Origin of the sequence: Streptomyces sp. NPDC004134 (assembly GCF_042874195.1) — a bacterium.
Taxonomy (GTDB): domain Bacteria; phylum Actinomycetota; class Actinomycetes; order Streptomycetales; family Streptomycetaceae; genus Streptomyces.
On the sequence record NZ_JBIAMS010000001.1, the window covers coordinates 182552 to 207825 of the forward strand.

23 protein-coding genes are annotated in these 25274 nt (G+C 71.9%); 13 read left to right on the forward strand and 10 right to left on the reverse strand.

Annotated elements, in window-relative coordinates; all coding sequences use genetic code 11:
• Window positions 1–10: 10 nt before the first annotated feature.
• Window positions 11–2149 carry a thioredoxin domain-containing protein gene (locus ACFYVJ_RS00785; RefSeq protein ID WP_388885064.1) on the forward strand — a complete coding sequence of 713 codons (2139 nt, stop codon included), beginning with the start codon at window positions 11–13 and terminating at the stop codon, window positions 2147–2149.
• Window positions 2150–2184: 35 nt separating this feature from the next.
• Here the strand turns inward: ACFYVJ_RS00785 and ACFYVJ_RS00790 are convergent, their stop codons facing one another.
• The 4 genes from ACFYVJ_RS00790 to ACFYVJ_RS00805 all read right to left on the reverse strand — a co-directional run bounded on the left by ACFYVJ_RS00790 (window position 2185) and on the right by ACFYVJ_RS00805 (window position 4529).
• Complete coding sequence (locus tag ACFYVJ_RS00790) at window positions 2185–2835, reverse strand: TetR/AcrR family transcriptional regulator (RefSeq protein ID WP_388885066.1); 651 nt, start codon at window positions 2833–2835, stop codon at window positions 2185–2187.
• 5 nt (window positions 2836–2840) lie between these two features.
• Entirely contained in the window at window positions 2841–3185 is a 345-nt protein-coding gene (locus ACFYVJ_RS00795) for a hypothetical protein (protein WP_388885068.1), read from the reverse strand.
• 187 nt (window positions 3186–3372) lie between these two features.
• The gene (locus ACFYVJ_RS00800; RefSeq protein ID WP_388885070.1) at window positions 3373–3699 is read right to left on the reverse strand and encodes a hypothetical protein; all 327 of its coding nucleotides are present in this window, start codon (window positions 3697–3699) and stop codon (window positions 3373–3375) included.
• Window positions 3700–3839: 140 nt separating this feature from the next.
• Window positions 3840–4529: a hemolysin III family protein gene (locus tag ACFYVJ_RS00805; RefSeq protein WP_388885072.1), complete on the reverse strand. Its 690-nt coding sequence runs from the start codon at window positions 4527–4529 to the stop codon at window positions 3840–3842.
• Window positions 4530–4773: 244 nt separating this feature from the next.
• On the opposite strand from ACFYVJ_RS00805, the gene ACFYVJ_RS00810 reads away from it, so the two are divergent.
• Both ACFYVJ_RS00810 and ACFYVJ_RS00815 read left to right on the forward strand, forming a co-directional pair.
• On the forward strand, window positions 4774–6582 hold the full coding sequence (locus ACFYVJ_RS00810) for a phosphoenolpyruvate carboxykinase (GTP) (protein WP_388885074.1): 1809 nt from the start codon (window positions 4774–4776) through the stop codon (window positions 6580–6582).
• Window positions 6583–6819: 237 nt separating this feature from the next.
• A complete protein-coding gene (locus ACFYVJ_RS00815; RefSeq protein ID WP_388885076.1) occupies window positions 6820–10161 on the forward strand; it encodes a tetratricopeptide repeat protein in 3342 nt (1113 codons plus the stop codon).
• Between the two features lie 296 nt (window positions 10162–10457).
• Here the strand turns inward: ACFYVJ_RS00815 and ACFYVJ_RS00820 are convergent, their stop codons facing one another.
• Together ACFYVJ_RS00820 and mca are read right to left on the reverse strand one after the other, a co-directional pair.
• Entirely contained in the window at window positions 10458–10868 is a 411-nt protein-coding gene (locus ACFYVJ_RS00820; RefSeq protein ID WP_388885078.1) for a hypothetical protein, read from the reverse strand.
• Between the two features lie 4 nt (window positions 10869–10872).
• The gene (mca, locus tag ACFYVJ_RS00825) at window positions 10873–11745 is read right to left on the reverse strand and encodes a mycothiol conjugate amidase Mca (protein WP_388885080.1); all 873 of its coding nucleotides are present in this window, start codon (window positions 11743–11745) and stop codon (window positions 10873–10875) included.
• A 112-nt stretch (window positions 11746–11857) separates the two neighbouring features.
• On the opposite strand from mca, the gene ACFYVJ_RS00830 reads away from it, so the two are divergent.
• Both ACFYVJ_RS00830 and greA read left to right on the forward strand, forming a co-directional pair.
• Window positions 11858–12268 (forward strand): DUF4307 domain-containing protein, encoded by a 411-nt coding sequence (locus ACFYVJ_RS00830; protein WP_388885082.1) that lies wholly within the window; start codon window positions 11858–11860, stop codon window positions 12266–12268.
• A gap of 146 nt (window positions 12269–12414) precedes the next feature.
• On the forward strand, window positions 12415–12912 hold the full coding sequence (gene greA / locus ACFYVJ_RS00835) for a transcription elongation factor GreA (RefSeq protein WP_101421935.1): 498 nt from the start codon (window positions 12415–12417) through the stop codon (window positions 12910–12912).
• 89 nt (window positions 12913–13001) lie between these two features.
• Here greA and ACFYVJ_RS00840 read toward each other — a convergent pair whose 3' ends face one another.
• The 3 genes from ACFYVJ_RS00840 to ilvA all read right to left on the reverse strand — a co-directional run bounded on the left by ACFYVJ_RS00840 (window position 13002) and on the right by ilvA (window position 16428).
• Window positions 13002–13859 carry an ABC transporter permease gene (locus tag ACFYVJ_RS00840; protein WP_388885085.1) on the reverse strand — a complete coding sequence of 286 codons (858 nt, stop codon included), beginning with the start codon at window positions 13857–13859 and terminating at the stop codon, window positions 13002–13004.
• Window positions 13856–14869: an ATP-binding cassette domain-containing protein gene (locus tag ACFYVJ_RS00845; RefSeq protein WP_388885087.1), complete on the reverse strand. Its 1014-nt coding sequence runs from the start codon at window positions 14867–14869 to the stop codon at window positions 13856–13858. The genes ACFYVJ_RS00840 and ACFYVJ_RS00845 overlap by 4 nt, the downstream gene beginning before the upstream one ends.
• A 335-nt stretch (window positions 14870–15204) precedes the next feature.
• Window positions 15205–16428, reverse strand: a complete 1224-nt coding sequence (gene ilvA, locus ACFYVJ_RS00850; RefSeq protein ID WP_388885089.1) for a threonine ammonia-lyase — start codon at window positions 16426–16428, stop codon at window positions 15205–15207.
• Between the two features lie 258 nt (window positions 16429–16686).
• Between ilvA and ACFYVJ_RS00855 the strand changes: the two genes are divergently transcribed.
• From ACFYVJ_RS00855 to ACFYVJ_RS00865, 3 genes are all read left to right on the forward strand, one after another.
• Window positions 16687–17277 carry a MarR family winged helix-turn-helix transcriptional regulator gene (locus ACFYVJ_RS00855; protein ID WP_388885091.1) on the forward strand — a complete coding sequence of 197 codons (591 nt, stop codon included), beginning with the start codon at window positions 16687–16689 and terminating at the stop codon, window positions 17275–17277.
• Window positions 17278–17377: 100 nt separating this feature from the next.
• Entirely contained in the window at window positions 17378–17857 is a 480-nt protein-coding gene (locus ACFYVJ_RS00860) for a sigma factor-like helix-turn-helix DNA-binding protein (RefSeq protein ID WP_388885093.1), read from the forward strand.
• Window positions 17854–18108, forward strand: a complete 255-nt coding sequence (locus ACFYVJ_RS00865; RefSeq protein ID WP_388885095.1) for a hypothetical protein — start codon at window positions 17854–17856, stop codon at window positions 18106–18108. Before ACFYVJ_RS00860 ends, ACFYVJ_RS00865 begins: the two co-directional genes overlap by 4 nt.
• Before the next feature lie 186 nt (window positions 18109–18294).
• Here the strand turns inward: ACFYVJ_RS00865 and ACFYVJ_RS00870 are convergent, their stop codons facing one another.
• Window positions 18295–19440, reverse strand: coding sequence for a cystathionine gamma-synthase (locus ACFYVJ_RS00870; RefSeq protein ID WP_388885097.1), 1146 nt, complete (start codon window positions 19438–19440; stop codon window positions 18295–18297).
• Window positions 19441–19561: 121 nt separating this feature from the next.
• Between ACFYVJ_RS00870 and ACFYVJ_RS00875 the strand changes: the two genes are divergently transcribed.
• From ACFYVJ_RS00875 to ACFYVJ_RS00895, 5 genes are all read left to right on the forward strand, one after another.
• Window positions 19562–20653, forward strand: coding sequence for a hypothetical protein (locus ACFYVJ_RS00875; protein ID WP_388885099.1), 1092 nt, complete (start codon window positions 19562–19564; stop codon window positions 20651–20653).
• A 76-nt stretch (window positions 20654–20729) separates the two neighbouring features.
• Window positions 20730–21392 carry a peptide-methionine (S)-S-oxide reductase MsrA gene (msrA, locus tag ACFYVJ_RS00880; RefSeq protein WP_388885101.1) on the forward strand — a complete coding sequence of 221 codons (663 nt, stop codon included), beginning with the start codon at window positions 20730–20732 and terminating at the stop codon, window positions 21390–21392.
• Window positions 21393–21761: 369 nt separating this feature from the next.
• Entirely contained in the window at window positions 21762–23426 is a 1665-nt protein-coding gene (locus tag ACFYVJ_RS00885; RefSeq protein ID WP_388885103.1) for a SpoIIE family protein phosphatase, read from the forward strand.
• Window positions 23419–24519: a B12-binding domain-containing protein gene (locus tag ACFYVJ_RS00890; RefSeq protein WP_388885105.1), complete on the forward strand. Its 1101-nt coding sequence runs from the start codon at window positions 23419–23421 to the stop codon at window positions 24517–24519. Before ACFYVJ_RS00885 ends, ACFYVJ_RS00890 begins: the two co-directional genes overlap by 8 nt.
• A 262-nt stretch (window positions 24520–24781) precedes the next feature.
• A complete protein-coding gene (locus ACFYVJ_RS00895) occupies window positions 24782–25240 on the forward strand; it encodes a TIGR03618 family F420-dependent PPOX class oxidoreductase (RefSeq protein ID WP_388885107.1) in 459 nt (152 codons plus the stop codon).
• The last annotated feature ends 34 nt before the right edge of the window (window positions 25241–25274 follow it).

Genomic DNA, 25274 nt, shown 5'->3' on the forward strand with positions numbered 1-25274 from the left:
GGCTGGGCCTGTGAACCGACTGGCCGACGCCACCTCGCCCTACCTCCAGCAGCACGCCGACAACCCGGTCGACTGGTGGCCGTGGTCGCCTGAAGCCTTCGAGGAGGCGCGGCGGCGGGATGTGCCCGTGCTGCTGTCGGTGGGGTACGCCTCCTGTCACTGGTGCCATGTGATGGCGCGGGAGTCCTTCGCCGACGAGGCGACCGCCGCGGAGCTGAACGCCGGGTTCGTCAGCATCAAGGTCGACCGCGAGGAGCGGCCCGACGTCGACGCCGTGTACATGGAGGCGGTGCAGGCTGCCACCGGGCAGGGTGGGTGGCCGATGACGGTGTTTCTGACGCCCGATGCGGAGCCGTTCTACTTCGGGACGTACTTTCCGCCGCGGCCGCGGGGCGGGATGCCGTCGTTCCGGCAGGTGCTGCAGGGGGTCGCGGCGGCGTGGGCGGATCGGCGGGGGGAGGTCGCCGAGGTGGCGGCGCGGGTTGCCGCCGATCTCGCCGGGCGGACGCTCGGCGCGCCGGGAGGCGGGGCGCCCGGGGCGGCTGAGGTGCATGGGGCGCTGCTGGAGCTGACGAAGGAGTTCGACGCGGTACGGGGCGGGTTCGGCGGCGCGCCGAAGTTCCCGCAGCCGATGGTGCTGGAGTTCCTGCTGCGCCACCACGCCCGCACCGGCTCGGCGGCGGCGCTGGAGATGGTGCAGGCCACCTGCGAGGCGATGGCCCGCGGCGGCATCTACGACCAGCTCGGCGGCGGCTTCGCGCGCTACTCGGTGGACGCGGAGTGGGTCGTCCCGCACTTCGAGAAGATGCTCTACGACAACGCCCTGCTGGCCCGCGTCTACGCCCACCTCTGGCGCGCGACCGGCAGCGAGCTGGCCCGGCGGGTGGCGCTGGAGACCGCGGACTTCTTGGTGCGCGAGCTGCGCACCGAGGAGGGCGGCTTCGCCTCCGCGCTGGACGCCGACAGCGACCGGCCGGACGGCGGCGGGCACGCCGAGGGCGCGTACTACGTGTGGACGCCCGGCGAGCTGCGCCAGGTCCTCGGCGCGGAGGACGCGGCGCTGGCGGGTACGTACTACGGCGTGCCCGGGGCGCCGGCGGCGGCGACCTTCGAGGAGGGCGCCTCGGTGCTGCAACTGCCCGACACCGGGACGCCGTTCGACGCCGGGCGGAACGCCTCCGTACGGGAGCGGCTGACGGCGGCGCGGGCGGAACGGCCGCGGCCGTTCCGCGACGACAAGGTGGTCACGGCGTGGAACGGGCTGGCCATCGCCGCCCTCGCCGAGATCGGCGCGTACTTCGACCGGCCGGACCTGGTCGACGCCGCGGTGGCGGCGGCGGATCTGCTGGTACGGGTGCACATGACGGACGGCGCCGGCGGGCCCGGCACGGTGGCCCGGCTCGTCCGCACCTCGCGCGGCGGCGCGGCCGGCGGCAACGCCGGCGTGCTGGAGGACTACGGCGACGTGGCGGAGGGCTTCCTCACGCTCACCGCCGTCACCGGCGAGGGCACGTGGCTGCACCTCGCCGGGCTGCTGCTCGACACCGTGCTCGACCGGTTCCGGGGCGAGGGCGGCACGCTGTACGACACGGCCGACGACGCCGAACAGCTCATCCGGCGCCCCCAGGACCCGACGGACAACCCGACGCCGTCCGGCTGGACGGCATCCGCCGCGGCGCTGCTGTCCTACGCCGCGTACACCGGCAGCGAACGGCACCGCGAGGCCGCCGGGCAGGCCCTCGGCATCGTGGCGAAGCTGGGCCCGCGGGCGCCCCGCTTCGTCGGCTGGGGCCTGGCGGCGGCGGAAGCGGCGCTGGACGGTCCGCGAGAGGTGGCCGTCGTCGGCACCCCGGATGACCCCCGCCGCGCTGAACTGCACCGCACGGCCCTCCTCTCCCCCGCCCCCGGCGCGGTGATCGCCATCGGGCCGCCCTCCGGTACGGATGAGGCTCCGGAGGCAGCGGCGACCACCGGACCCACCGCCGTACTGCCCGGAGATCCGGACGCCGTCCCCCTCCTCGCGGACCGGCCCCTCGTCGACGGCGCTCCCGCCGCGTACGTCTGCCGCCACTTCGTCTGCGCCGCCCCGGTGACCGGGCCCGAGGAGCTACGCGCCCAGTTGGCCCCGGCCGCACCCCCGCACGGCTGAGACGCGGGCCCGCCAAGAGCGCCAGGCGGGCGGTCTCACAGCGTCAGGCCGCGCTCCAGGACAGCCAGCGCCCGGTCGACCGTCTCCACCAGGTCGCAGTCCGGGCCCCGGTCCACCCACTCGAACAGCATCTGCGTGAGCGCCCCGAAGATCGCCCCCACCACCACCCGCAGCTCGAAGTCGTCCCTCGGCCGCCCGGTGCGCTCGGAGAGCACCCTGCACAGCAACTCGACGTTCTGGTCCATGCCCTCGTGCATCTGCGCCCGCAGCGCCGGCACCTCGCGCACCAACTGCATCCGCAGCACGAACTCGGGCCGGAACTCGTCGTACAGCAGCCGCAGCGAGGCGACCACCGCCTCCCGCAGCGCGACGAGCGGCGGCTCGTCCGCCGGCCGGTCGAGGATGGCCTGCTCCAGCACCGGGTCGTACTCGTCGGTCAGGATGATGTCCTCCTTGGTCGCGAAGTACCGGAAGACGGTGCTCGGCGAGACCTCCGCGGCCTCGGCGATCTGCTCGACGGTGGTCTGCTCGTACCCCTGCTTCCCGATCAGCCGGTACGCCGCCTGCCTGATCGCCTGGCGGGTGCGCAGCTTCTTGCGCTCGCGCAGACCGAGCCCGGCCTCGGCGACCGAAGCCGCCTGGGAGGCGGCGACGGGTGGGGTGGCGGAGGTACGGGAGGAGGCCATGCTCCTCATTGTCCTGTACCGCCCTTGGCCGCGGCTATTCCGGCGCCGCGGCCCGCTCTCCCCTCCTTCCGCGGGCTCCCTGATCCCCGGTCCTCCTCTCGTCCGCCGTCGGGCAGCCGGACGGCGGTGACGACCGCCGTGACCAGCGCGGTGATTCCGCAGACCAGCAACGCCAGGCCCATGCCGTGCACATACGCGGAGTGGGCCGACTCCGCGAGCCGCGGTGCGCCCAACCGCTCGGCGACCGCGTGCGGCATGACCAGCGCCCCGCCCAGGCCCATCACCGTACGCACGACGATCACCGCCATGACGAGCCCGCCGAGAGCCCACCAGCGCCTTTTGGAAGTCACTCGCAAAACGTAGCGACTCCCAGATTTGATCGCCAGACCTGTGGACAACCGCCTGTGGACAACCGGCTGACCGCGGACACGGCGAAGGTCCGGCCCGCACGTCGGGACGTGCGGGCCGGACCCGGAATCCGTGGAGAGTGCCTCCGCGTGGTGCCGCGAGCGCCCTGCCGCAGCAGGGCCGGAGGGCTCAGCGCCCGATGACGATCGCCTCACGGTCGTAGCTCTGCAGCGGGCCGAACTGCACGGAGGCGGTGGGGTTGATCTCCGTGTACTTGTTGCCGCTGATGCGGTTGTTGATGTTGTTGTCGACGTCGATCTCGACCTCGGTCTTGTTCCACTTCTTGTGGATCTCGGTGTTGATCTTCTTGCTGATCTCCTGGTTGAACCACTTGGAGCAGCACTGCTTGTCGTGCTTCGGGTGCGAGGTGGCCTGAGCCGAAGCCGCGCCGGCACCGGCGAGACCGATCACGAGGGCACCGGCAGCGAGGGAGCGGGCGAGCGTACGGATGCGCATCTTCTGCCTCCACGAGGAGCGGGGGATCGTAGGCACCGATAACAGCACCCTCGCGGCTTTCGCCCCGGGACGTTCACGAGCCGACACGATCGGATCACCCGGACAGTCGGACACTCGTGTGCGAACACGCCCCGCGCGGCTCAGGCGTGGCGGTACGCGACGAGGGAGATCCCCACGTAGTGGACGGCGAACGCCGCCAGCGTGAACGAGTGGAAGACCTCGTGGAAGCCGAACCAACGCGGCGACGGGTTGGGCCGCTTGATCCCGTAGATCACGCCGCCCGCGCTGTACAGCACACCGCCCACGATCACCAGGACGAGCACCGCGATACCACCCGCGCGCATGAAGTCCGGCAGGAAGAACACCGCCGCCCACCCCATTGCGATGTAGCACGGCGTGTAGAGCCACCGCGGCGCACCGACCCACAGCACGCGGAACGCGATCCCGGCCAGCGCCGCCGCCCAGATGAACCAGAGCAGCGCCTGCTGCCTGCCGCCCTCCAGCAGCAGGATCGTGAACGGCGTGTACGTGCCCGCGATGATCAGGAAGATGTTCGCGTGGTCGAGCCGCCGCAGCACGGCGGTGCCCCGGGGCCCCCACTCGCCGCGATGGTAGAGCGCGCTCACGCCGAAGAGCAGACAAGCCGTCAACGTGTAGACGGCGCAGGCGAGCCGGCCGCGCGGGCTCTCGGCCATCGCCGTCAGGAGCACGCCGGCGAACAGCGCCGCCGGGAACATCACCGCGTGCAACCAGCCACGCAGCCGCGGCTTGAGCACGGCGGCCGCGGCGTTCGCGACCCGCTGCAGCTCTCCCTCGCCCGTCGCACTCATGCGCCCATGCTACCTACGCGTCCGTAGGCAGCGGCCCGGGAGTGGCGCTGTTCACTCAGGAGCCCGCTGGACATGACGTCTGAGCTACCTCATCATCAAACGAGCGCACACCCGACACCGGATGGGCTCATATGAGCGGCGACCGGGTTGGCACCCCCAAGGGGTAACGGTCTTGAAAACCAGATAGATGTGACATCAGAGAAGAAACGGCCCAAACCCTCTACATCTGGAGCAAGCGGCACTCATGACCACCCCGACCAAGCACCAAGGGCTCGTCTCCTGGGTCCAGGAGATCGCCGACCTCACCCAGCCCGACGAGATCGTGTGGTGCGACGGCTCCCAGGCGGAGTACGACCGCCTGTGCGCCGAGCTCGTCGCCAAGGGCACGTTCACGAAGCTGGACCCCGTCAAGCGGCCCGGTTCGTACTACGCCGCGTCCGACCCGACCGACGTCGCACGGGTCGAGGACCGTACGTTCATCTGCTCCGAGCAGGAGCAGGACGCCGGGCCGACCAACCACTGGATGGACCCCGCCGAGATGCGCGAGGTCTTCACCGGCACTTCAGGCAACGGCGGCCTCTTCCGCGGCGCCATGCGCGGCCGCACGATGTACGTCGTCCCCTTCTGCATGGGCCCGCTGGGCTCCCCGCTCTCCGCGCTCGGCGTCGAGATCACCGACTCCGCGTACGTCGCCACCGCCATGCGCACCATGACGCGCATGGGCCGCGCGGTCCTCGACGAGCTGGGCGACGACGGCTTCTTCGTCAGGGCCGTCCACTCCGTCGGCGCCCCCCTGGAGCCCGGGCAGCAGGACGTGCCCTGGCCGTGCAGTTCGACGAAGTACATCTCGCACTTCCCCGAGACCCGCGAGATCTGGTCGTACGGGTCCGGCTACGGCGGCAACGCCCTGCTGGGCAAGAAGTGCTACGCCCTGCGCATCGCCTCCGTCATGGCGCGCGACGAGGGCTGGCTCGCCGAGCACATGCTGGTGCTCAAGCTCACCCCGCCGCGCGGCGAGGCCAAGTACGTCGCCGCCGCGTTCCCGTCGGCCTGCGGCAAGACCAACCTCGCCATGCTGGAGCCGACCACCCGCGGCTGGACCGTGGAGACCATCGGCGACGACATCGCCTGGATGCGCTTCGGCGAGGACGGCCGGCTGTACGCCATCAACCCCGAGGCCGGCTTCTTCGGCGTCGCACCCGGCACCGGCGAGCACACCAACGCCAACGCCATGAAGACCCTGTGGGGCAACTCCGTCTTCACCAACGTCGCCCTCACCGACGACGGGGACGTGTGGTGGGAGGGCATGACCGACGAGCCCCCGGCGCACCTCACCGACTGGCTCGGCAACGACTGGACCCCCGATTCCGGCACCCCCGCCGCCCACCCCAACGCCCGCTTCACGGTGCCTGCCGCGCAGTGCCCCACGATCGCGCCGGAGTGGGAGGACCCCCGGGGCGTGCCCATCTCTGCCATCCTCTTCGGCGGCCGCCGCGCCACCGCGGTGCCGCTGGTCACCGAGTCCTTCGACTGGCAGCACGGCGTCTTCCTCGGGGCCAACGTCGCCTCCGAGAAGACCGCCGCCGCCGAGGGCAAGGTCGGCGAGCTGCGCCGCGACCCGTTCGCCATGCTGCCCTTCTGCGGCTACAACATGGGCGACTACTTCGGCCACTGGCTCAAGGTCGGCGCCTCCGCCGACGCCGCGAAACTGCCGAAGATCTTCTACGTCAACTGGTTCCGCAAGGACGCGGACGGATCGTTCGTCTGGCCCGGGTTCGGCGAGAACAGCCGCGTACTGAAGTGGATCGTCGAACGGCTCAACGGCGAGGCCGAAGGCGTCGAGACCCCCATCGGGGTGCTGCCCGCCAAGGGCGCGCTGGACGTCGACGGGCTCGAACTCACCGACGAGCAGCTCGACTTCCTGCTCTCCGTGGACCCCGAGGTCTGGCGCGAGGAGGCCGCGCTGATCCCCGCGCACCTCGACACCTTCGGCGACCGCACTCCGAAGGAGCTGTGGGACGAGTACCGCGCGCTGGTCAACCGCCTGGGCTGACCTGGTACGCGGCCGACCGGACCGGCGGATACGACAACGGCGTCGTACCCGCCGGTCCGTGTTTTCCCCGCCCCCCAATTCCGCTCGGGGACCGGATACGCGGTGATATCAGCTCTTCATTCACCGCGTCATCCGGCCGAGTTATCCACAGGGGGATGCCGAATGCCCGGGAAACGCGGAAGACTTGGCAGTGCAAGGCAACTGCACGAGCGAGCGACGGGTATGGGAGGGGAGCACATGCCGGGCACAGCGTCCCGACTGCGCGACAAGCATCGGGGGGAGGCGGAGCTTCTTCTCACCCGCGCCGTGGAGGAAGAAGTGCGCCGCTCCGGTGGCCGGACCGACGGCGTGGTGCTGCTCGGCCGGGCGCGGGCGGCGCTGGACGACATGGCGGAGCGCGCCGCCGAGGAATACGGGGTGTACGTGCGCGCGCTGGACGAGGCCGCCGCCGGCAGGCGCTCGCTCGCCGAGCGCTTCACCCCCCAGTCGATCGGGCCCGCCGTGACGGCGACGCTCACCGCCGCCGCCGTCGCCCTGCTCGTCTCCGCCGAAGAGGGCCTGGGCTCGACCGCCGCGCTCTGGACCGGGGTGGCCGCCGGCCTCGCCGGGCTCGGCGCGGGCCTGGTGCAGATCGGCCTGGCCCACTGGCTCTCGGGCAACACGCGCTCGGGCGCCGCCCGGCAGCCCGGCGGCCCGGAGCAGCTCCGGCTGCAGTGGCTGACCGCGCTGGAGCTGCGTGGCGTACGGCCGTTCTTCGACCAGCAGCGCATGATCTCGGCCGCCACCCGCACCGGCAGCCGCGCCGAGCCCGCCGCCGACCGCCCGCGGCCGAGCACGGCCGGTGGCGGGGGCACGGACCGTGAGCCCCAGTCGCGCCGGAACCGCAGCCAGGAGGCGCGGCAGCGGGCCACCCTGGAGCAGTCCTACCGCCAGCTCCCCGAGGCTGCCCGGGTGTTCGTGGGCCGCAAGGCGCAGCTCACCCAGATCGCCGGGTGGGTGCAGCAGGGCCGCGCCAGTACGGAGACCAAGCCGACCGTCGTGCTGCTGCACGGCCCGCCCGGTGCCGGGCGCACCACGCTCGCGGTCCGCGCCGCCCACCAACTGCGCGAGCAGTTCCGCGCCGCCGTGGTGGTGGACCTGCGCGGCGAGAGCCTGGGCGAGGACCCGCTGCCCACCCGGGACGCGCTGCTGCACCTGCTCAACCGCCTCGGTGCCCCCCGCGACCAGCTCATGTTCCGCGAGCGCCCGGCGCACGACGCGCAGTTGCGCCGGCTCATCGAGCTGTACCACCAGCATCTGACGTCGCTGCCCGTGTCGATAGTGCTGGACGACGCGGTCGACGCCGAGCAGGTCAGGCTGCTGGTGCCGGAGCGCTCCGAGAGCCTGGTGCTGGTGACCTCGCGGGAGCGTCTTGAGCTTCCCGACGACCTCGACGCGTGGGTGCACCACATGCCCGTCGAGGGCCTGGAGCCGACCGCGGCCGAGGAGCTGCTGAGCGCGATGGTCCAGGGGACGGAGGGCGCGGAGCGCTCCGCCGACCCGTACGACGCTCAGTCCACCGACCGCATCGGGATGCTCTGCGGCGGGCTGCCGCTGGCGCTGCGCATCGCGGGCTCCGCGCTGGACGGGCGCAGCATGGTCGGGCTCGCGGAGGCGCTGGACGCCTACGGGCCGGTGGGTCCCGTGGAGCGCGCGCTGTGGCTGCGCTACGGCGACCTGCCGGAGCCGACCCGGGCGCTGCTGCGCCGGCTGTCGCTGGTCGGCCGGGCGAGCCTGGGGGCGGCGGCCTGCGCCGCGCTCCTCGACGTCGGCCAGGAGGAGGCCGGCAAGCGGCTGACGGCGCTGGCCCGCGCCGGGCTGGTGGAGCACGTGCGCAGCTCCCGCTTCCGGGTGCACGACCTGGTGCGCCGCTTCGCGTACGCCCGCCTGCTCGACGAGGAGGACCCGGAGGTGCGCGCCGCCGCGCACGAGCGGCTGATCCGCAGCTACGCGGAGCTGGCCGACTCCGTGATCCGGCTGGTCGACGGGCGTACGTCGACGCGCGCCGACCGGTTCGGCTCGCACGGGTTCACCTCGCTGGATTCCGCGCTGCGCTGGCTGGACGACGAGCAGAGCTTCATCACCGCCGCGCTGCGGCACGCCGAGGGCGTGGACCAGGCCGCCGTGCTGCATCTGCTGGGCGCCCTCGCGGACTACTGCCTGCTGCGCGGCGACCTGTACCGCCTCGGTGAGCTGAACGAGCTGACCAAGGCCGCCGACCAGGGGCTGCTGATGCGCTCGGTGCAGTGGCGTACGGGCGTCGCCGCCCGGCAGCTCGGCGAGCTGGACAAGGCCCGCTCGACGCTGTCCTCCGTGGTCGACCTCTACCGAGAGGCGCAGCACTCCGCCGGCGCCGCCCGGGCCCTGCGCGACCTGGGCATCACCCTGCAGCAGCAGGGCAGCCTGCGCGAGGCGGAGGCGAAGCTGCGCGAGGCCCTGCAGATGCAGCAGGGCGAGAACATGCGCGGCGACCGCGCCTGGACGCTGCACGCGCTGGCGGCCGTCCTGCGCGACCGCGCCCAGTTGGGCGACGCGCTGACGCTGCTGGACCAGGCGCTCGCGCTGCACCAGGAGAGCGAGAGCGTGCACGGCGAAGCATGGGCGCATTTCCAGCTCGGCCAGGTGCGGCTGCGGATGGGCGACGTCCCGGGGGCCGAGGTGCAGTTGGAGGAGGCGCTGGAGAAGTACGCGCGCACCCGCGACGGCCGCGGCGAGGCCTGGGCGATGACGCAGCTCGCCCGCGCCCGGCTGGTGGCCTCCGATCCGGCCACGGCCGTGACGCAGCTCAAGGCCGCCCTCGCCCGGCACCGGGAGAACGACGACGCGCGCGGTGAGGCATGGACGCTGTACTACCTGGGCCAGGCCCAGGAGGGCGCGGGCAAGCGGGAGTCGGCGGTGCGGGCGCTGGAGCGGTCCCGCTCGATGTTCAGCCGCATGCGGGACGTGTACGGGCTGGCCTGCGCGCGGCACCACTCCGCGCGGGTCACCCGCGACCTGCGCGCCGAGCAGACCGGCACGCTGCGCAACAGCGGCTTCGCCCGGCAGCTGCTCCAGGACGCCAGGCAGGACTTCCGCCGGGTGGGCGTGGCCCACGGCGAGGCGTGGTCCTGCATCGAGCTTGCGGTGATCGACGCGGGCAACGGCCGCGCGGGGCAGGCGCTGGAGCTGGTGGACACGGCGATGGACCTGTTCGGCGGCATCGGCGACCGGCGGGGGGCGACGTGGGCCCGGTTCCTGCGCTGCACGCTGCTGCCGTTCGCCTCGCCTGGCGGCTCGGTGGTGGGTGCGGCGGTCGCGCAGCAGGAGCTGTCGGAGCTGCTGGACGAGCTGCGGACGGCGACCGCGGGGCGCCGCGGGACGGTCGACCCGGCGCTGGAGGACTACGCGGAGACGTTCCAGCTCGTGCTGGAGCGGGGCGTGGAGCCGGAGACGGGCTGGCAGGCGTGGCGCCTGGGGATGGTCCCGAGCCGGCACGCCCGGGAGGTCATGGGCGTTCCGCTGGACGGCGCGGCACCCGCGGGCGACGCCCTGGCGGGCTGACCGCGGGTCGGCGAGCTGACCCGCGGCCCGAAAGCCAGGCGCGGTCCTCTTGACCGACCGCGGTCGTCCGGCCGCATCCGGTGACGCTCAGGCAGGGCAGCGGCGGAGCCGGGTGCTGACCGCGCCTGGCGTCCCCGGCCGGGGTATCGGACGGCCACGCGTACGGCGCACCGATCGGGGCCGGTGCGGACTCCGTCCGTACCGGCCAACTGATCCGTACCGGCCACTGGCCGTGACAGCCCAGAGACGGTGCCCGCCGCTGACGACGGGCGCAGGGCCGTGCCCGCCGGATGCCGTCAGCGGCGGCGGCCGACCGGCTGCTTGTCGTCCGCCGGGCTCTCCGCCGGCGCCGGGGTGCGCGGCGACTCGCCCCGCGGGCTGTCGTCGCGCGGGGCGCCGCCGCGGGGCGCGTCACCGCGCGGGGCCGACCCGCGCGGTGCGTCCCCACGGGGCGCGTCGTCACGCGGGTCGCCCCCGTCTCCCGGACCCTCGCCCTCCGGGCGGGAGCCGCCCGGACCGGCGTCGCCGCGGTCGGTCTTCTCCTTGAAGTCGACCTGGCCCAGATGCCGGTTCATGCTCTTCAGCAGGAACCACACCGCGACGCCGAGAAGCGCGAAGACGATGAAGCCGAGGACGCCCGGCGTGACCTTGTTCTTGTCGAGCTCCTCCGCGAGCGGGACGAGATCGGCAGCCAATGTGGTGTTCACACGCTCAATTGTCGCGGATGCCGGCGAAGAGGTCGTCCTCGGGGAGGGAAGTATCCACGAGCGACTTCGCCAGCTCGTACTCCTCGGTGGGCCAGACCTCCTGCTGGACCTCCATCGGGATCTTGAAGAAGGGGCCGTCGGGGTCGATCTGCGTCGCGTGCGCGATCAGCGCCTTGTCGCGGATCGCGAAGAAGTCGGCGCACGGCACGTACGTCGTGATCGTGCGCTCCTTGCGCTCGAACTCCTTCCACCGCTCCAGCCACTCCCCGTACGGCGACTCCAGCCCGCGCGAGAGCATCGCCTCGTGCAGCGCGACGGTCCGCGGCCGGTTGAAGCCCTGGTTGTAGTAGACCTTCAGCGGCTGCCAGGGCTCGCCCGCGTCCGGGTAGCGCTCGGGGTCGCCCGCGGCGTCGAAGGCGGCCATCGTGATCTTGTGGGTCATGATGTGGTCGGGGTGGGGATAGCCGCCGTTCTCGTCGTAGGTCGTGATGACCTGCGGCTTGAACTCGCGGATCAGCCGGACGAGCGCCTCCGCCGCCTCGTCGACCTCCTGCAGGGCGAAGCAGCCCTCCGGCAGCGGCGGCAGCGGGTCCCCCTCCGGCAGCCCGGAGTCGACGAACCCCAGCCATGCCTGCTTCACGCCGAGGATCTCCCGCGCCTCGGCCATCTCCTTGCGCCGTACTTCGTGCATGTTCTTCTCGATGAAGGCATCGCCCTGAAGCTTCGGGTTCAGGATCGACCCCCGCTCGCCTCCCGTGCAGGTGGCGACCAGGACCTCTACGCCCTCCGAGACGTACTTGGCCATGGTGGCCGCACCCTTGCTCGACTCGTCGTCGGGGTGCGCGTGGACGGCCATCAGCCGCAGGTCATCGCTCACAGATTCAATCCTCGGTAACAGGTCGTCTAGGCCGGCTTCTATAGTGACTGAGCGGACTGACAATTCATTCCGCCGTCAGCCGCAGCCAGCCGCTCTGCCGGGAGGGACCATCATGGCCGGTGCGCCCCAAACGCTGCCCGAGGGCCGTTACGGCCGCTCGGCCGACGCCCGTGCCGACAGGCGGCTGAAGGTCATCGGCGCCGTGCTCGGCGCGGCCCTGCTCGGCTTCGTGGCCTGGGGCGCTGTGGACGCGACGGCCGGTTCGAAGGCGTCCGGGGAGCTGATCCGCTTCCAGGTGATGTCCGACACCGAGGTCCAGGCGCACATCGAGGTCCGCAAGAAGACCGACGTCGACGCCGTCTGCACGCTGCGTTCGCTGGCAGCGGACAAGTCCGAGGTCGGCGTCCGCGACGTGCGCATCGACGCGCGGAAGACCCGCGTCGACACCGTGGTGTCGATCCGGACCACGGCGCGCGGCGCCAACGCCGAGCTCGTCGGCTGCAAGGCGGCCGACGAGCGATAAGAGTCGCCGTCTCGCTGCCGGAATTGTTACGATCGTGGTTTCGCCCCACCCACGAAGGCGCAATTCTTCTGGGTAGGGCGATTGCTGCATCACAGACCCATGAGAAGTTCCCCCAGCACCAGAACCACCACCGACAAGGAGCACCTGTGACCCAGACCAGCGACAACGTCACCTGGCTGACCCAGGCGGCGTATGACCAGCTCAAGGCCGAGCTGGAGCACCTGTCGGGTTCCGCACGCAGCGAGATCGCCAAGAAGATCGAGGCGGCTCGCGAAGAGGGTGACCTGCGGGAGAACGGCGGATATCACGCGGCCAAGGAGGAGCAGGGCAAGCAGGAGCTGCGCGTGCGCCAGCTTCAGCAGTTGCTCGAGAACGCGAAGGTCGGCGAGGCCCCGCCGGACGACGGTGTCGTCGAGCCCGGGATGGTCGTCACGATCGCCTTCGACGGCGACGAGAGCGACACCCTGACCTTCCTGATGGCCTCCCGGGAGTACGCGAGCGGGGACGTCGAGACGTACTCGCCGCAGTCGCCGCTGGGCAGGGGAGTCAACGGCAAGAAGATCGGCGAGGAAGCCAGCTACGAGCTGCCGAACGGCAAGAAGGCGATGGTGACGATCCTCAACGCCAAGCCGTACGCAGCCTGAGCGCGCGCCGGACGCAGCAGCCCATCGCGAAGCCCCCGGCGGGAACGAGATTCCCGGACCGGGGGCTTCGACGTGCGCCGCGGGGCGCGTTACCCGGCGGAGTTGCGGTACTTCCGCACGGCCAGCGTGCGGAAGAGCGCGATGATGGCGACCGAGTAGATAAGCGAGGCCAGCACCGGGTGCTGCATCGGCCAGGCGTCGGACTGGCTGACGCCCGGGTTGCCGAACAGCTCGCGGCACGCCTGCACGGTGGCGCTGAAGGGGTTCCAGTCGGCGATGTGCCGCAGCCAGGGCGTCATCCTGGTGGAGTCCACGAAGGCGTTCGAGACGAACGTCACCGGGAACAGCCAGACCAGCCCGCCGGACGTGGCCGCCTCGGGCGTACGCACCGACAGCCCGATGAGCGCCCCGACCCAGGTGAAGGCGTAGCCCAGCAGGAGCAGCAGGGCGAACGCGGCCAGCGCCTTCAGCACGCCCTCGTGGAACCGCCAGCCGACCAGCGCGGCGACCAGGGCCAGCACCACCAGCGTCAGCGCGGTCTGCACCAGGTCGGCGAGGGTGCGGCCGGTGAGGACCGCGCCGCGGGCCATGGGCAGCGACCGGAAGCGGTCGATGAGCCCCTTGTGCATGTCCTCGGCTATGCCGGCGCCCGCCCCCGCGGTGGCGAAGGTGACGGTCTGGGCGAAGATGCCGGCCATCAGGAACTCGCGGTACACCTCGGAGTTCGTGCTGCCGCCGACGTTCATGGAGCCGCCGAACACGTACGAGAACAGCACCACGAACATGATCGGCTGGATCAGGCCGAAGATGACGACTTCCGGGATCCGGGACATCCGGAGCAGGTTGCGCTTGGCGACGACCAGCGAGTCGCGGGCGGACTGGCCGACACCCCCCAGGGACGGTGGCGCCGTGGGTCCCGGGCGCGCCGGGGCGGTCGAGGCGGTCACTTGTCGGTCTCCTTCGCGGCGTCGGCGGCGGCCCTGGGGTCGCTGCCTTCGATGGCCTTCCCGTCCTCGGTCTCGGCCGCGTGGCCGGTGAGCGAGATGAACACGTCGTCCAGTGTGGGACGGCGCAGCCCGATGTCGTCGATGGCGATGCCGCGCTCGTCCAGGTCCCGGATGACGTCGGCGAGCAGCCGGGCGCCGCCGCTGACGGGCACGGTGAGCTTGCGGGTGTGGTCCGCGACCGTGACCTCGCCCTGGCCGAGGGCGCCGAGGACCTCGCTGGCGGCGAAGATCTCGTCGCGCTGGTGGACGACGACCTCGACGCGCTCGCCGCCGGTCTGGGCCTTGAGCTCGTCGGAGGTGCCGCGGGCGATGACGCGGCCGTGGTCGATGACGCAGATGTCGTGCGCCAGGTGGTCGGCCTCTTCCAGGTACTGCGTGGTGAGCAGCAGGGTCGTGCCGCCCTTGACCAGCTCCTGGATGACGTCCCAGAGCTGCTGGCGGTTGCGCGGGTCGAGGCCGGTGGTCGGCTCGTCCATGAACATCACGGGCGGCTCGACGACGAGCGCCGCGGCCAGGTCGAGCCGCCGGCGCATGCCGCCGGAGTACGTCTTGGCGGTGCGGTCGGCGGCGTCGGCGAGGTTGAACCGCTCCAGCAGCACGCCCGCGCGCGCCTTGGCGTCGCGCGAACTCAACTGGTAGAGCTGGCCGACCATCTGGAGGTTCTCGCGGCCGGTCAGATACTCGTCGACCGCGGCGAACTGGCCGGAGAGGCCGATGGACCTGCGCACCTCGTTCGGATGCTTGAGGACGTCGATCCCCGCGACCTCGGCGCGCCCGGCGTCGGGTCGCAGCAGCGTGGTCAGCACACGGACGGCGGTGGTCTTGCCGGCCCCGTTGGGACCGAGCAGGCCGAGAACGGAGCCTTCGGGGACGTCGAGATCGACGCCGTCCAGTGCCCGCACATCGCCGAAGTGCTTGACCAGCCCTTCGGCGTGGATGGCGCCTGGCATAGAGATCTCCCCAGGTTGGGTGGAAGTCGGTGGTGTTGGACGGTCTGGCGGCACTTCTCAAGAAATGTCAGACATGGGTGGACGATCGGGCAACAGCAGGAGAATAGAACACGCGATATATCGCGTCAAGTCGCGAGTGACAGAGTCGCGTGAGGTGGGTGAATGGTGGGCTGAGGGGGGTTGTGTGCGCCGATGCGCGTCGTTGCGTACGGGCCGGGCCGGCGGCGCCGCGGCGCGCGGCCCGTGTGTCGTGCGCGGGGGCGCTCCGTGACGCGTGATGCCCGTGGGGCGTGGTGGCGTCAGGCAGCGCTTCGTGCTCGCCGTACTCGTGTGTGTCAGGCAGTCACCGTGTACCCGGCTTTCCGGAGCGCATCGAGCACCCGATCACAGTGCTCCCGCCCCTTCGTCTCTAGCTGTAGCTCCACTTCGGCCTCCGTGAGCCCGAGGCGCGGATCCGTCCGCACGTGACTCACGTCGAGGACGTTAGCGTCCGCCTCTGACAACACCCCCAGGAGCGTCGCCAGCACCCCCGGGCGGTCGGTCACGCGCAGCCGCAGCGAGAGGTACCTCCCCGCCGCCGCCATGCCGTGCCGGAGGATGCGCTGGACGAGCAGCGGATCGACGTTCCCGCCGGAGAGCACCGCCACCACCGGACCGCCCCCGAAGGCCGCCGGATCGGACAGCAGTGCGGCGACCGGCGCCGCTCCGGCCGGCTCGACGACCAGCTTCGCCCGCTCCAGGCACAGCAGTACCGCGGCGGACAGCGCGTCCTCGGAGACCGTACGCACCTCGTCCACGTACTCGCCAATGATTTTGAAGGGGACGTCGCCCGGCTTGCCGACCTGGATGCCGTCCGCCATCGTCCCGAACGACTCCAGGGCCACCGGCCGCCCGGCCGCGAGCGAGGGCGGGTACGCCGCGGCGTCCTCAGCCTGCACGCCGATGATCCGCACGTCGGGGCGGACCGCCTTCACCGCCACCGCGATCCCGGCCGCCAGGCCGCCGCCGCCGATCCCCACCACGATCGTCGACACCTCGGGGCACTGCTCCAGCACCTCCAGGCCGACCGTGCCCTGGCCCGCCACCACGTCGGGGTGGTCGAAGGGGTGGATGAGGACGGCGCCGGTCGCCGCGGCGTACGACTCCGCCGCCTCCAGCGTCTCGTCGACGACCTGCCCGTGGAGGCGCACGTCCGCGCCGTAGTCGAGCGTCGCGGCCACCTTGGGGAGCGGGGCGCCGACCGGCATGAAGACCGTCGAGCGCACGCCCAGCAGCGATGCGGCCAGGGCGACGCCCTGCGCGTGGTTCCCTGCGCTGGCGGCGACCACGCCGCGGTGGCGCTCCCCCTCGCCGAGCCCGGCGATGCGCACGTACGCGCCGCGGAGCTTGAAGGAACCGGTCCGCTGCAGGTTCTCGCATTTCAGATGAACGGGCGCGTCGACCAGCCGGGAGAGGAACCTGCTGCCCTCCAGCGCAGTGACCCGTGCGATACCGGCGAGGATGTTCTGTGCGTCGCGAACGTCGTCCAGACTGACGGCACCGGCCGCGGCTGCGCTCATGGTCACAGTCTCGCACGCTGAGATGACGCCGGGTTTTCCACAGGGGGTTTTCCACAGGCCGTACGGCAAACGGCAGGGCCGCGTAATCTGTGGCCCAGTTCGAATCCGATGTTCATCCCCCGTCCCACGGACCGACCCGCGCCCGTGTCCGTGCCCCCACCCGTATCCACAGCCGTCCGTTCGCACTCCCTGCCGCCCTGACCGTGCCGGCAGCCAGATCCGCAGCCAGTGAACGTCCTCACGAAGTGAGCACCGTCCATGCCCTCCCCTCCTTCTCCCACCGACACCCCAGCACCGGCCGACCTGCTGAACGACCTGCAGCATCAGTTGGCCGTCTTCGCCCGCCGCGCCGAGCAGACGCGCCTCGCCGGCGCCGGGCAGATGCGCAACACGATGGACCGCGCCGCCTACCTGCTGCTCAACCGCCTCGAACAGCACGGCCCCACGGGCGTCAAGGCCCTCGCCGCCGGCATGGGCATCGACTCCTCGACCGTGACCCGGCAGGTCGCGCCGCTCGTCGACGGCGGGCTGGTCAAGCGCGCCACGCACCCCGAGGACGGCCGCGCGGTCGTGCTGGAGCTGACGCCGCTCGGCACGGCCCGGCTGCACGAGGTGCAGGATTCGCGGCGCGAGCTGGTCGCACGGCTGACGGCCGACTGGACGGCGATAGAACGGGCCACGTTCTGCACCCTGCTCACGCGGTTCAACACCTCGGTCTCGCAGGCCAACGCCGGGCAGCAGGAGAGCCGGCAGTCCGGCCGGCAGGACGGGGAGGAGAACGCAGGGGGGAACGGCAAGGAGAGCGGGGAGCGGGACGGGCTGGGCGGCCCGCGGGACGGGGGCGGCTGACGACGTCAGGTGCTCTGCCGACGTTCGGTGCTGCCGACATCTTGACCCCGGCGCCCGGCTGCCGTCCTATGGGATCGAGGGCGGTGAAGGGAGCAGCGCTGTGCGTCAGCGGCGCTCGGTACAACAGCGCCGCCGTGCCCTGGAGTTCGAGACCTTCTGTGCGGGCGCGGCCGGTCGGCTGCTGCATGCCGCCCAACTGCTCACCGCCGAACCGCCGGAAGCCGCCCCGCAGGCCGAGCGGCTGCTGACCCAGGCCCTGGCGCGTACGTACGCCCGCTGGGACCGGCTGCGCGGCGAGGATCCGTACGAGGCGGCCCGGCAGCAGCTCGTCGCCCGCTACGCGCAGACCTCCTGGCGCTACCGCCGCACCACCGGCGGGCTGCTGGACCGGCTGTCGCCGCAGGAGCGGCTGGTGCTCGTGCTGCGGATGTCGGAGGGCGTCGCCGAGGAGCAGACCGCGGCCGCGCTCGGGCTGCCGCCCGAGCGGGTCCACCAGATACTGATGCGGGCCAGCGCCGCCATGCTCAGCCGGCACACACCGGCCCCGGGGCGTACGCGACGGGAGGTGGCGACGTCATGATCTCGATCACCGCCCGCAAGGAGCAGGCCGTACGCGACCTGCTCGACGGCCCGCACCCCGCCGTGCCGCCGCAGCTCGCCGACCTGGCCGCCGCGCGCGGCCGGCGGCTGCTGCGGCGCCGGACGCTGCTGCGCACCGGGGTGTGGCTGCTGCTCGTCGCGGCGCTGGTGGCGCTGGCGGTGTGGGCCGCGGTGAGCGGAGCGTGGGTGGATCACCCGGCGCAGACCACGCCGGACTTCGACGGCTGGTGAGGCCGCGGCCGCCGGCGCCGCTGGCGGGGACGGCTTCGACGGCCCCGGGCTGGTGCGTAACGGGGTGGTGGGTCCCGTACCTGGTACGTCTCGGTCCGCTGTGGCCAGGCCCGGCGCGTCTCGGCCTGGCGGGTCCCGGGCCTGTGGGTCCCGGGCCGGGGTGTCCCGGCCCGGTGCGTCCCGTCCTCAGCCGCCCAGGGCCTGCGTGAGGTCCGCCAGCAGGTCGTCCACCGACTCGATCCCGACCGACAGCCGCACCAGGTCGTCCGGCACCTCCAGCGGCGAGCCCGCCGCCGAGGCGTGCGTCATCCGCCCCGGGTGCTCGATCAGCGACTCGACGCCGCCGAGCGACTCCCCGAGGATGAACAGCCGCGCCCGGTTGCAGACCTCGACCGCCGCTTCCTCGCCGCCCTCGACGCGGAACGACACCATGCCGCCGAAGTCGCGCATCTGCTTCGCGGCCGTCTCGTGCCCCGGGTGGTCTTCGAGACCCGGGTAGTACACGTGCGTCACCCGCGGGTGCCGGTCCAGCATGTGCGCGACGCGCGCCGCGTTGGCGCTGTGCCGGTCCATCCGCACGGCCAGCGTCTTGATGCCGCGCAGCACCAGCCAGGCGTCGAACGGACCGGCCACCGCGCCCATCGCGTTCTGGTGGAACGCGAGCCGGTCGCCCAGCTCGCGGTCGGCCACGACGAGCGCGCCGCCGACGACGTCCGAATGCCCGCCCATGTACTTGGTCGTGGAGTGCACGACCACGTCGGCGCCGAGCGCCAGCGGCTGCTGCAGGTAGGGGCTGGCGAAGGTGTTGTCGACGACGAGCAGGGCGCCGGCCTCGTGCGCGACGGCGGCGGAGGCGGCGATGTCGGTGATGCCGAGCAGCGGGTTGCTGGGCGTCTCCACCCACACCAGCTTCGTACGGTCGGTGAGCGCGGCCCGTACCGCCGCCGGGTCGCCGGTGTGCGCGACCGAGAACTCCACCCCCCAGCGCGCCGCGACCTGCGCGAAGAGCCGGAAGGAGCCGCCGTACGCGTCATCCGGGATGACCACGTGGTCGCCGGGGGTGAGCGCGGTGCGCAGCAGGCAGTCCTCGGCGGCCAGGCCGGAGGCGAAAGCGAGGCCGCGGGCCCCGCCCTCCAGCGCGGCGAGGTTCTGCTCCAGGGCGGTGCGGGTGGGGTTCGCGGAACGGCTGTACTCGTAGCCTCCGCGCAGGCCCCCCACCCCGTCCTGCTTGTACGTGGACACCTGGTGGATCGGCGGTACGACCGCGCCCGTCGCCGGGTCGGGCTCCTGGCCCGCGTGGATCGCGACGGTCTCGAAGCTGGGCTGGCTCATGCGGCCCGAGGATAAGCCCTGGAGGGGGGCCGTTGCGCGCGGCCGTCTGGTTTGCTGGAGGGGAGGACCCGTACGTGTACCAGCCCGGCCCGCACCCTCTTTGAGAACCCAGGACACATTAATGGAACTGTTGTTCGCACTCCTCGCCATCGCACTGATCGCATGGGTCGCCGTGCCCCTGCTGCGGCGGGCCCGGGGCGGCCGGGAGGTGCTGCAGTCGAACGCGCGGGCCGTCGACCCGGCCGGAAGCTACGGCTTCGTACCCCTCGACGAGCTCGACGTCCGCCTGCCCGGCCCCGACCCGCAGCTCGCCGAGGTCCTGCAGGAGCTGCAGGAGGACCAGGACTGGCAGGCCGCCTCCCGGCTCCTCGCGCTCACCGACGACGAGTGGGAGCTGCGCTGGCAGCGGGTGCAGACGCTGGCGGGGGCGGCGGCCTTCGAGCTGGCGCGGGCGCCGGGCGAGGGCGGGGCGTGGCTGCGCACGTGGCGGGCGGAGAAGCCCAAGGACGTGGGCGGGGCCGAGGTGCACGCGGAGTTCCTGGTGCGGCAGGCGTGGATGGCCGGGGTGGGGGCGGCGGAGTTCCCGGTGATCCTGGAGGAGGCGAAGAAGGTCTGCGCGGAGGCGGCGATGCTGGCGCCGGGGAGCCCCATGCCGTACATCATCGAGCTGGCCATCGCGCGCGGGGCGCACTACCGCGAGGCGGACTTCGAGGAGCTGTGGCACACGGTCGAACAGCGCGCGGGCGACCACATGGGCGCGCACCTCGCGGCACTGCAGTACGCGTGCGAGAAGTGGCACGGCTCCAGGGAGGCGGCGTACGACTTCGCGCAGCGCGCGGCCTCATCGGCGGGGCCGGGGACGCTGCTGCCCGCGCTGCCGCTGTTCGCGGTCTGGGAGCACCTGCCGGAGGCGAACCTGGTGCGGGGGCTGTACGAGGGCGAGGTCGTCAGGCAGGCGATCGAGGGCGCGCAGTACGCGGTGCACCACGCCCCGGCGGACCACCCGATGCTGCCGCACGTACGGCACCTGCTGGCGTGCTTCCTGGTGCGGGCGGAGCGGTACGAGGAGGCGCTGGAGCAGATGCGGCACGTGGACGGGTACGTGGGCGCGCTCCCGTGGTCGCTGAGCGAGCAGCCGGCGGCGGAGTACGCGGCGTACCGGGCGCTGGCGGTGGCGGGGTACGAGGGCGGCAGGGGTGCGGCGTTGAAGTGAGGCGGCGGGGAATGTCTGAGGTGAGCGATACGTTCCTTGGAAGGGTAATCAGCAGCGTCAGCGGAGGAGGCCGGAGATGTTCCTGAACCGCCACAAGAACCACCTGGTGACCAAGGACGAGGCGATTCCCGGCCGCGCCGCGCCCGCTTTCGGGGTCCCGGAGCGTCACACGGTGCTGGGCAACCCGCTGGAGGGCCCGTACCCGGAGGGCCTGGAGGTCGCGGACTTCGGTCTGGGCTGTTTCTGGGGCGCGGAGCGCAACTTCTGGCAGACGCCGGGCGTGTGGACGACCCTGGTCGGCTACCAGGGCGGGCACACGACGCACCCGACGTACGAGGAGGTCTGCTCGGGCCGGACGGGCCACACCGAAGCGGTCCGGGTGGTGTACGACCCGGCGGTGGTGTCGTACGAGGAGCTGCTCAAGCTGTTCTGGGAGTCCCACGACCCGACGCAGGGCTTCCGCCAGGGCAACGACATCGGCACCCAGTACCGCTCGGCGATCTACACCCACACCCCCGCCCAGGCGAAGGCGGCGGACGTTTCGCGCGCCTCGTACCAGCAGGTCCTCTCCGCCTCGGGCTATGGCGACATCACCACGGAAATCCTCCCGGCAGCCGACCGCCCCTTCTACCCGGCGGAGGCGTACCACCAGCAGTACCTGGACAAGAACCCGGGCGGCTACTGCGGCATAGGCGGCACGGGCGTGAGCTGCCCCGTGGGCGTCGCCAGGGCGGAGTGACCCCTTCAGGGTGAGAGCGGCGCCGAGTCGGCGATCCAAGAGGGACATCGTCCTGCTCGTCCGCTTCTCATCCGCGCGAGGAGCGGTGCGCTGCCACGGTCCCTCTCGGCTGATCCGGACTGTCCCGACACGGGTCCAGCCCGGCAACTGGATCCGCCACCCCGATATCCGCGTCACGTCGCCGCCGAGATCCACTTGCCACAGCGCGTGCACTCCCAGCCCCGGCAGTCACCCGCCACGTGCTTGCAGTGCCAGACCACCACTGCGTCGTGCATGGCGTGACAGACACAGTGTTGTAAATAGCATAAAATAGGATACGGCCTAGAATATTGCGGGCGCACGAGCGGAGCGCGCAAGAGGTGGTAGCCGGTGGCGGACGACGGAGACAGCGCGGGCGCGTGGAGCCATACCTCCGCGCAGCTTGGCGCGTTGCTTGACCTCGTCGACGAGGCCGTCGTCACGTGCGACCGCGCCGACGGGACGATCCTGGGGTTCAACCGGGCCGCCGCGCGCCTCTTTCCCCGGCTGCGCCCGGGGCAGCCGGTCAGTGCGTCGGCGGCACCCCTGGCCCGTGCCGCCGCCCGGGGGGCGAAGCGCTTCTCCGCCCCTTTCGAGGGCCACAGGCTCCGCGGTCACCTGTGCACCGCCGACGGACTCGCGGTATGGCTGGTCAGTCAGGTCAGCAGCGCGCAGGAGGCAGAGGCTGCGCTCGCCGACGCACACGCCAGGTCGGCCTTTCTGGAGGAGGCTACGCAGCGCCTTGGCTCTTCGCTCCATCACGGCCGCACCGCCCGTACGCTCGCCGAGATCGCCATCCCGAAACTTGCGGACGTATCCGTGGTGGTCCTGCCCGCGAGCGGGCGGCGTACGGACTGGCACCGAGCGGGTCCGGGCGAGGACCGCTCCTCCGGTGAGGTGACGGTCGAGAGGCTCGAAGAGGTGCCCGAGGTCGCGAACGCACTGTACGGACTCCAACCCCGCCCCACCGTCGTGAGCCCTCAGAAGCTGGACCCGCTCGACAGCCTTGTGCTCCCAGAGTTCGTTCAGGGCACAGAGCCGCTCGTGGCCCAGCTCGCCGCAGGGGGCGTGCCGGCCGGCGCGCTGATCCTGCTGCGCGGCCCGGAACGTGACCGCTTCGACGACGCGGACATGGAACTGACACATCAGTTCGCCGAGAGGGCCGGACTCGCGCTGGCAACGGCGGCACTCTATACACAGCAGGCCCACACCATCGCCGTCCTGCGAGCCAGCATGGCCCCGGAACCCCTGCCCTCCGCCGACGGCCTCAGGCTCGGCGCCGCCTACCGGCCGGCCGCTGAGGCGCTGCACATCAGCGGCGACTTCTACCACGTGGCCCCCTCCGCCCTGGGCGGGGTCACGTTCTACTTCGGTGACGTGTCAGGGAAGGGTGCGGAGGCCGCGGTGCTGGCAGGGCACCTCAGGCAAAGTATGCGGACGCTGGCCATGGTCGCGAAGGAGAGCGAACCCCTGCGTGACCTGCATCTGCTCAACGAGATCGTCCTCAGCGAGGACACCCGTTTCACGACCCTGGTCACGGGCTACGCCCGCCCCTGCCACGACGGCTCGGTGAAGGTGGAGATCGCCGGCGGCGGCCACCTCTCCCCGCTCGTCCTTCGTCTCGACGGAAGGGTGGAGGAAATCGCCTGCGAGGGCACGCTCGTCGGGGCGGTGCCCGATCCCGGTTTCAGCCTCGCGGAGTTCTTTCTCGAACCCGGCGAGCTGATCCTTTTCTACAGTGACGGGGTCACCGAAGCGCCAGGTGGTGCGAGCGGGCGGGAGATGTACGGCGAGGAACGCCTCGTCGGCGCGCTCGCCAGTTGCACCGACATGCAGGCGGCGTCGGTCGCCGAGCGGCTGGAGTTGCTCACGACCGAATGGCTTGCCGGCCGCCCGCACGACGACATCTCCATCCTGACGCTTCAGGCACCTCCCCGCCGTGGCTCTTCCGCCGCACCGTCAGCCCGGGAGCCGCACGAGTCCGCCGTTGCCGGAAGGCCGGGATCCCATGAGTGAGCCCCGGATCACCGAAGCCGCCCGGGCCCGCTTCGACGCCTGCCTGGCGGACGCGGACGAGGACGCGGCGGTCGAGCTGACCGTCGATCTTGTGACGAGCGGTGTGAGCGCGGAGGACGTCCTGCTCCGACTGGTGGCGCCCGCACAGGTGAGGGTCGGCGAGCGGTGGGAGTCCGGCGAGTGGACGGTGGCGCAGGAGCACGCGGCCACCCATGTCAGCAGGAAGGCCGTCGACGGGGTCACGTCCGCTGCCCGCGGCACTGCCCGCCTGCCCGACGGGGCCGGTTCACGGGGCCACGTGCTGGTGGCGTGCAGCGATGGCGAATGGCACGTCCTCCCCTCCCAGATCCTCACCGAGGTGCTGCGACTGCACGGCTTCGACGTGCGCTCACTGGGCGGGTCGGTGTCCCCGCACGGGATGCTCTCGGACGTACACCAGAACGGCCCCGACGTGGTCGCGGTCTCGTGCACACTGCCCTGGAACCTTCCGCTGGCCCACCGGCAGATCGAGATCTGCCGGTCGGCCGGCGTTCCCGTCATCACGGGCGGGGCGGGGTTCGGTCCCGAGGGCACATGGGCGTACGCGCTGGGTGCGGACCTGTACGCGGCCGACGCCCGTGGCGCCGTGGACGCACTGACTCGCCACTGGCCGCCGGTACTGCGCGGAGAGTCGTCGGTCGAAGCGGATGCCGTGGAGGCGTACGCGATGCTCGTCAGGCAACGACCCGGGCTGCTGGAGCACCTGACCGCCGCGCTGCGAGACGCCGCCCCGGGCCTGCGCGGAAGCTCGGGCACGGCAGACGGCACCGGCTCCGGCTCCGCCATGGAGCACGAGGAGAGCACCGGGTTTCTCGGCCGGCTTCTGGATTCCCTGGCAGCGGCCGTCTATGTCGACGACGAGCGCGTGTTCACCCGGCACCTCGCCTTCGCGCGGACCTATCTCACCACCCGCTCGGCGGACTCACGCTGCCTCATCGTGATGGCGGACGCCCTCGCCGACCGGCTGGACGAGTCGCCGCGGGCCCTCGACCAACTCTCGGCGGGGCGCCGGTTCCTCGTCGAGCAGGAGGATGCCCCCCGCCGTCCGGGATGAACGAGTGCCGCGACGGCGGTCGCACGAAGACGACACCCCGCAGTCGTGGGCGTCGAGCCGAGTACCCAGTTGGGGCGCCCCCGCGCGACCACGTGATCCTCTGCGCTCATGGGTCACATGGCAGGGCAGGCTCGCGGGCGCGGGCATGAGCTGCCCGGTGGGCGTTGCCGGGGCGGGCGGCTGAGTTCCTGCCGAGAGCCGTCTCGGGGTTGAATTCGTGAGCCGGTGAAACTATGGGGCTGTCTCACGCGTTGATCAGGTCGTGACTCAAGGACCGGCGCCTCGCCCACTTTCCGACGAAGCCCTTTCTCACCTCCTCGGCAAGCAACAGTTCGGCACTCTCGCCACCGTCAAGCGCAGTGGCCATCCCCATATGACGACCCTGCTGTACGACTGGGACCCGGACGCTCGCGTCGTGCGGTTTTCGACGACGGTGGACCGGGTCAAGGTTGCGCACCTGCGGCGCGATCCGCGAGCGGCGGTGCATGTGCGGGGGGACGACGTGTGGTCGTTCGCCGTTGCCGAAGGGGAGGCCGAGGTCTCGGACGTCTCGACGGCCCCGGGGGACGCGGTGGGGCGGGAACTGCTCGCCATGGTTCCGGCGGCCGCCAAGCCGGAAGACGAGGGCACGTTCTTGGAGCAGATGGTCGCCGAGCGCCGGGTCGTCATCCGGCTGAAGGTGAACCGGCTGTACGGCACGGCACTCGACGTCACCGGCTAGCACCGCAACGGTCGTTGTGAGGGCCCGGCGGGCG

Bases quoted from the DNA above. Each gene is read 5' to 3' on its own strand.
- ACFYVJ_RS00875 (WP_388885099.1), top strand. From the start codon at position 19,562: ATGGAACTGTTGTTCGCACTCCTCGCCATCGCACTGATCGCATGGGTC.
- ACFYVJ_RS00830 (WP_388885082.1), top strand. From the start codon at position 11,858: ATGGCCGGTGCGCCCCAAACGCTGCCCGAGGGCCGTTACGGCCGCTCG.
- ACFYVJ_RS00845 (WP_388885087.1), bottom strand. From the start codon at position 14,869: ATGCCAGGCGCCATCCACGCCGAAGGGCTGGTCAAGCACTTCGGCGAT.
- msrA (WP_388885101.1), top strand. From the start codon at position 20,730: ATGTTCCTGAACCGCCACAAGAACCACCTGGTGACCAAGGACGAGGCG.
- ACFYVJ_RS00800 (WP_388885070.1), bottom strand. From the start codon at position 3,699: ATGCGCATCCGTACGCTCGCCCGCTCCCTCGCTGCCGGTGCCCTCGTG.
- ACFYVJ_RS00790 (WP_388885066.1), bottom strand. From the start codon at position 2,835: ATGGCCTCCTCCCGTACCTCCGCCACCCCACCCGTCGCCGCCTCCCAG.
- ACFYVJ_RS00870 (WP_388885097.1), bottom strand. From the start codon at position 19,440: ATGAGCCAGCCCAGCTTCGAGACCGTCGCGATCCACGCGGGCCAGGAG.
- ACFYVJ_RS00865 (WP_388885095.1), top strand. From the start codon at position 17,854: ATGATCTCGATCACCGCCCGCAAGGAGCAGGCCGTACGCGACCTGCTC.
- ACFYVJ_RS00890 (WP_388885105.1), top strand. From the start codon at position 23,419: ATGAGTGAGCCCCGGATCACCGAAGCCGCCCGGGCCCGCTTCGACGCC.
- ilvA (WP_388885089.1), bottom strand. From the start codon at position 16,428: ATGAGCGCAGCCGCGGCCGGTGCCGTCAGTCTGGACGACGTTCGCGAC.
- ACFYVJ_RS00855 (WP_388885091.1), top strand. From the start codon at position 16,687: ATGCCCTCCCCTCCTTCTCCCACCGACACCCCAGCACCGGCCGACCTG.
- ACFYVJ_RS00810 (WP_388885074.1), top strand. From the start codon at position 4,774: ATGACCACCCCGACCAAGCACCAAGGGCTCGTCTCCTGGGTCCAGGAG.
- ACFYVJ_RS00805 (WP_388885072.1), bottom strand. From the start codon at position 4,529: ATGAGTGCGACGGGCGAGGGAGAGCTGCAGCGGGTCGCGAACGCCGCG.
- ACFYVJ_RS00815 (WP_388885076.1), top strand. From the start codon at position 6,820: ATGCCGGGCACAGCGTCCCGACTGCGCGACAAGCATCGGGGGGAGGCG.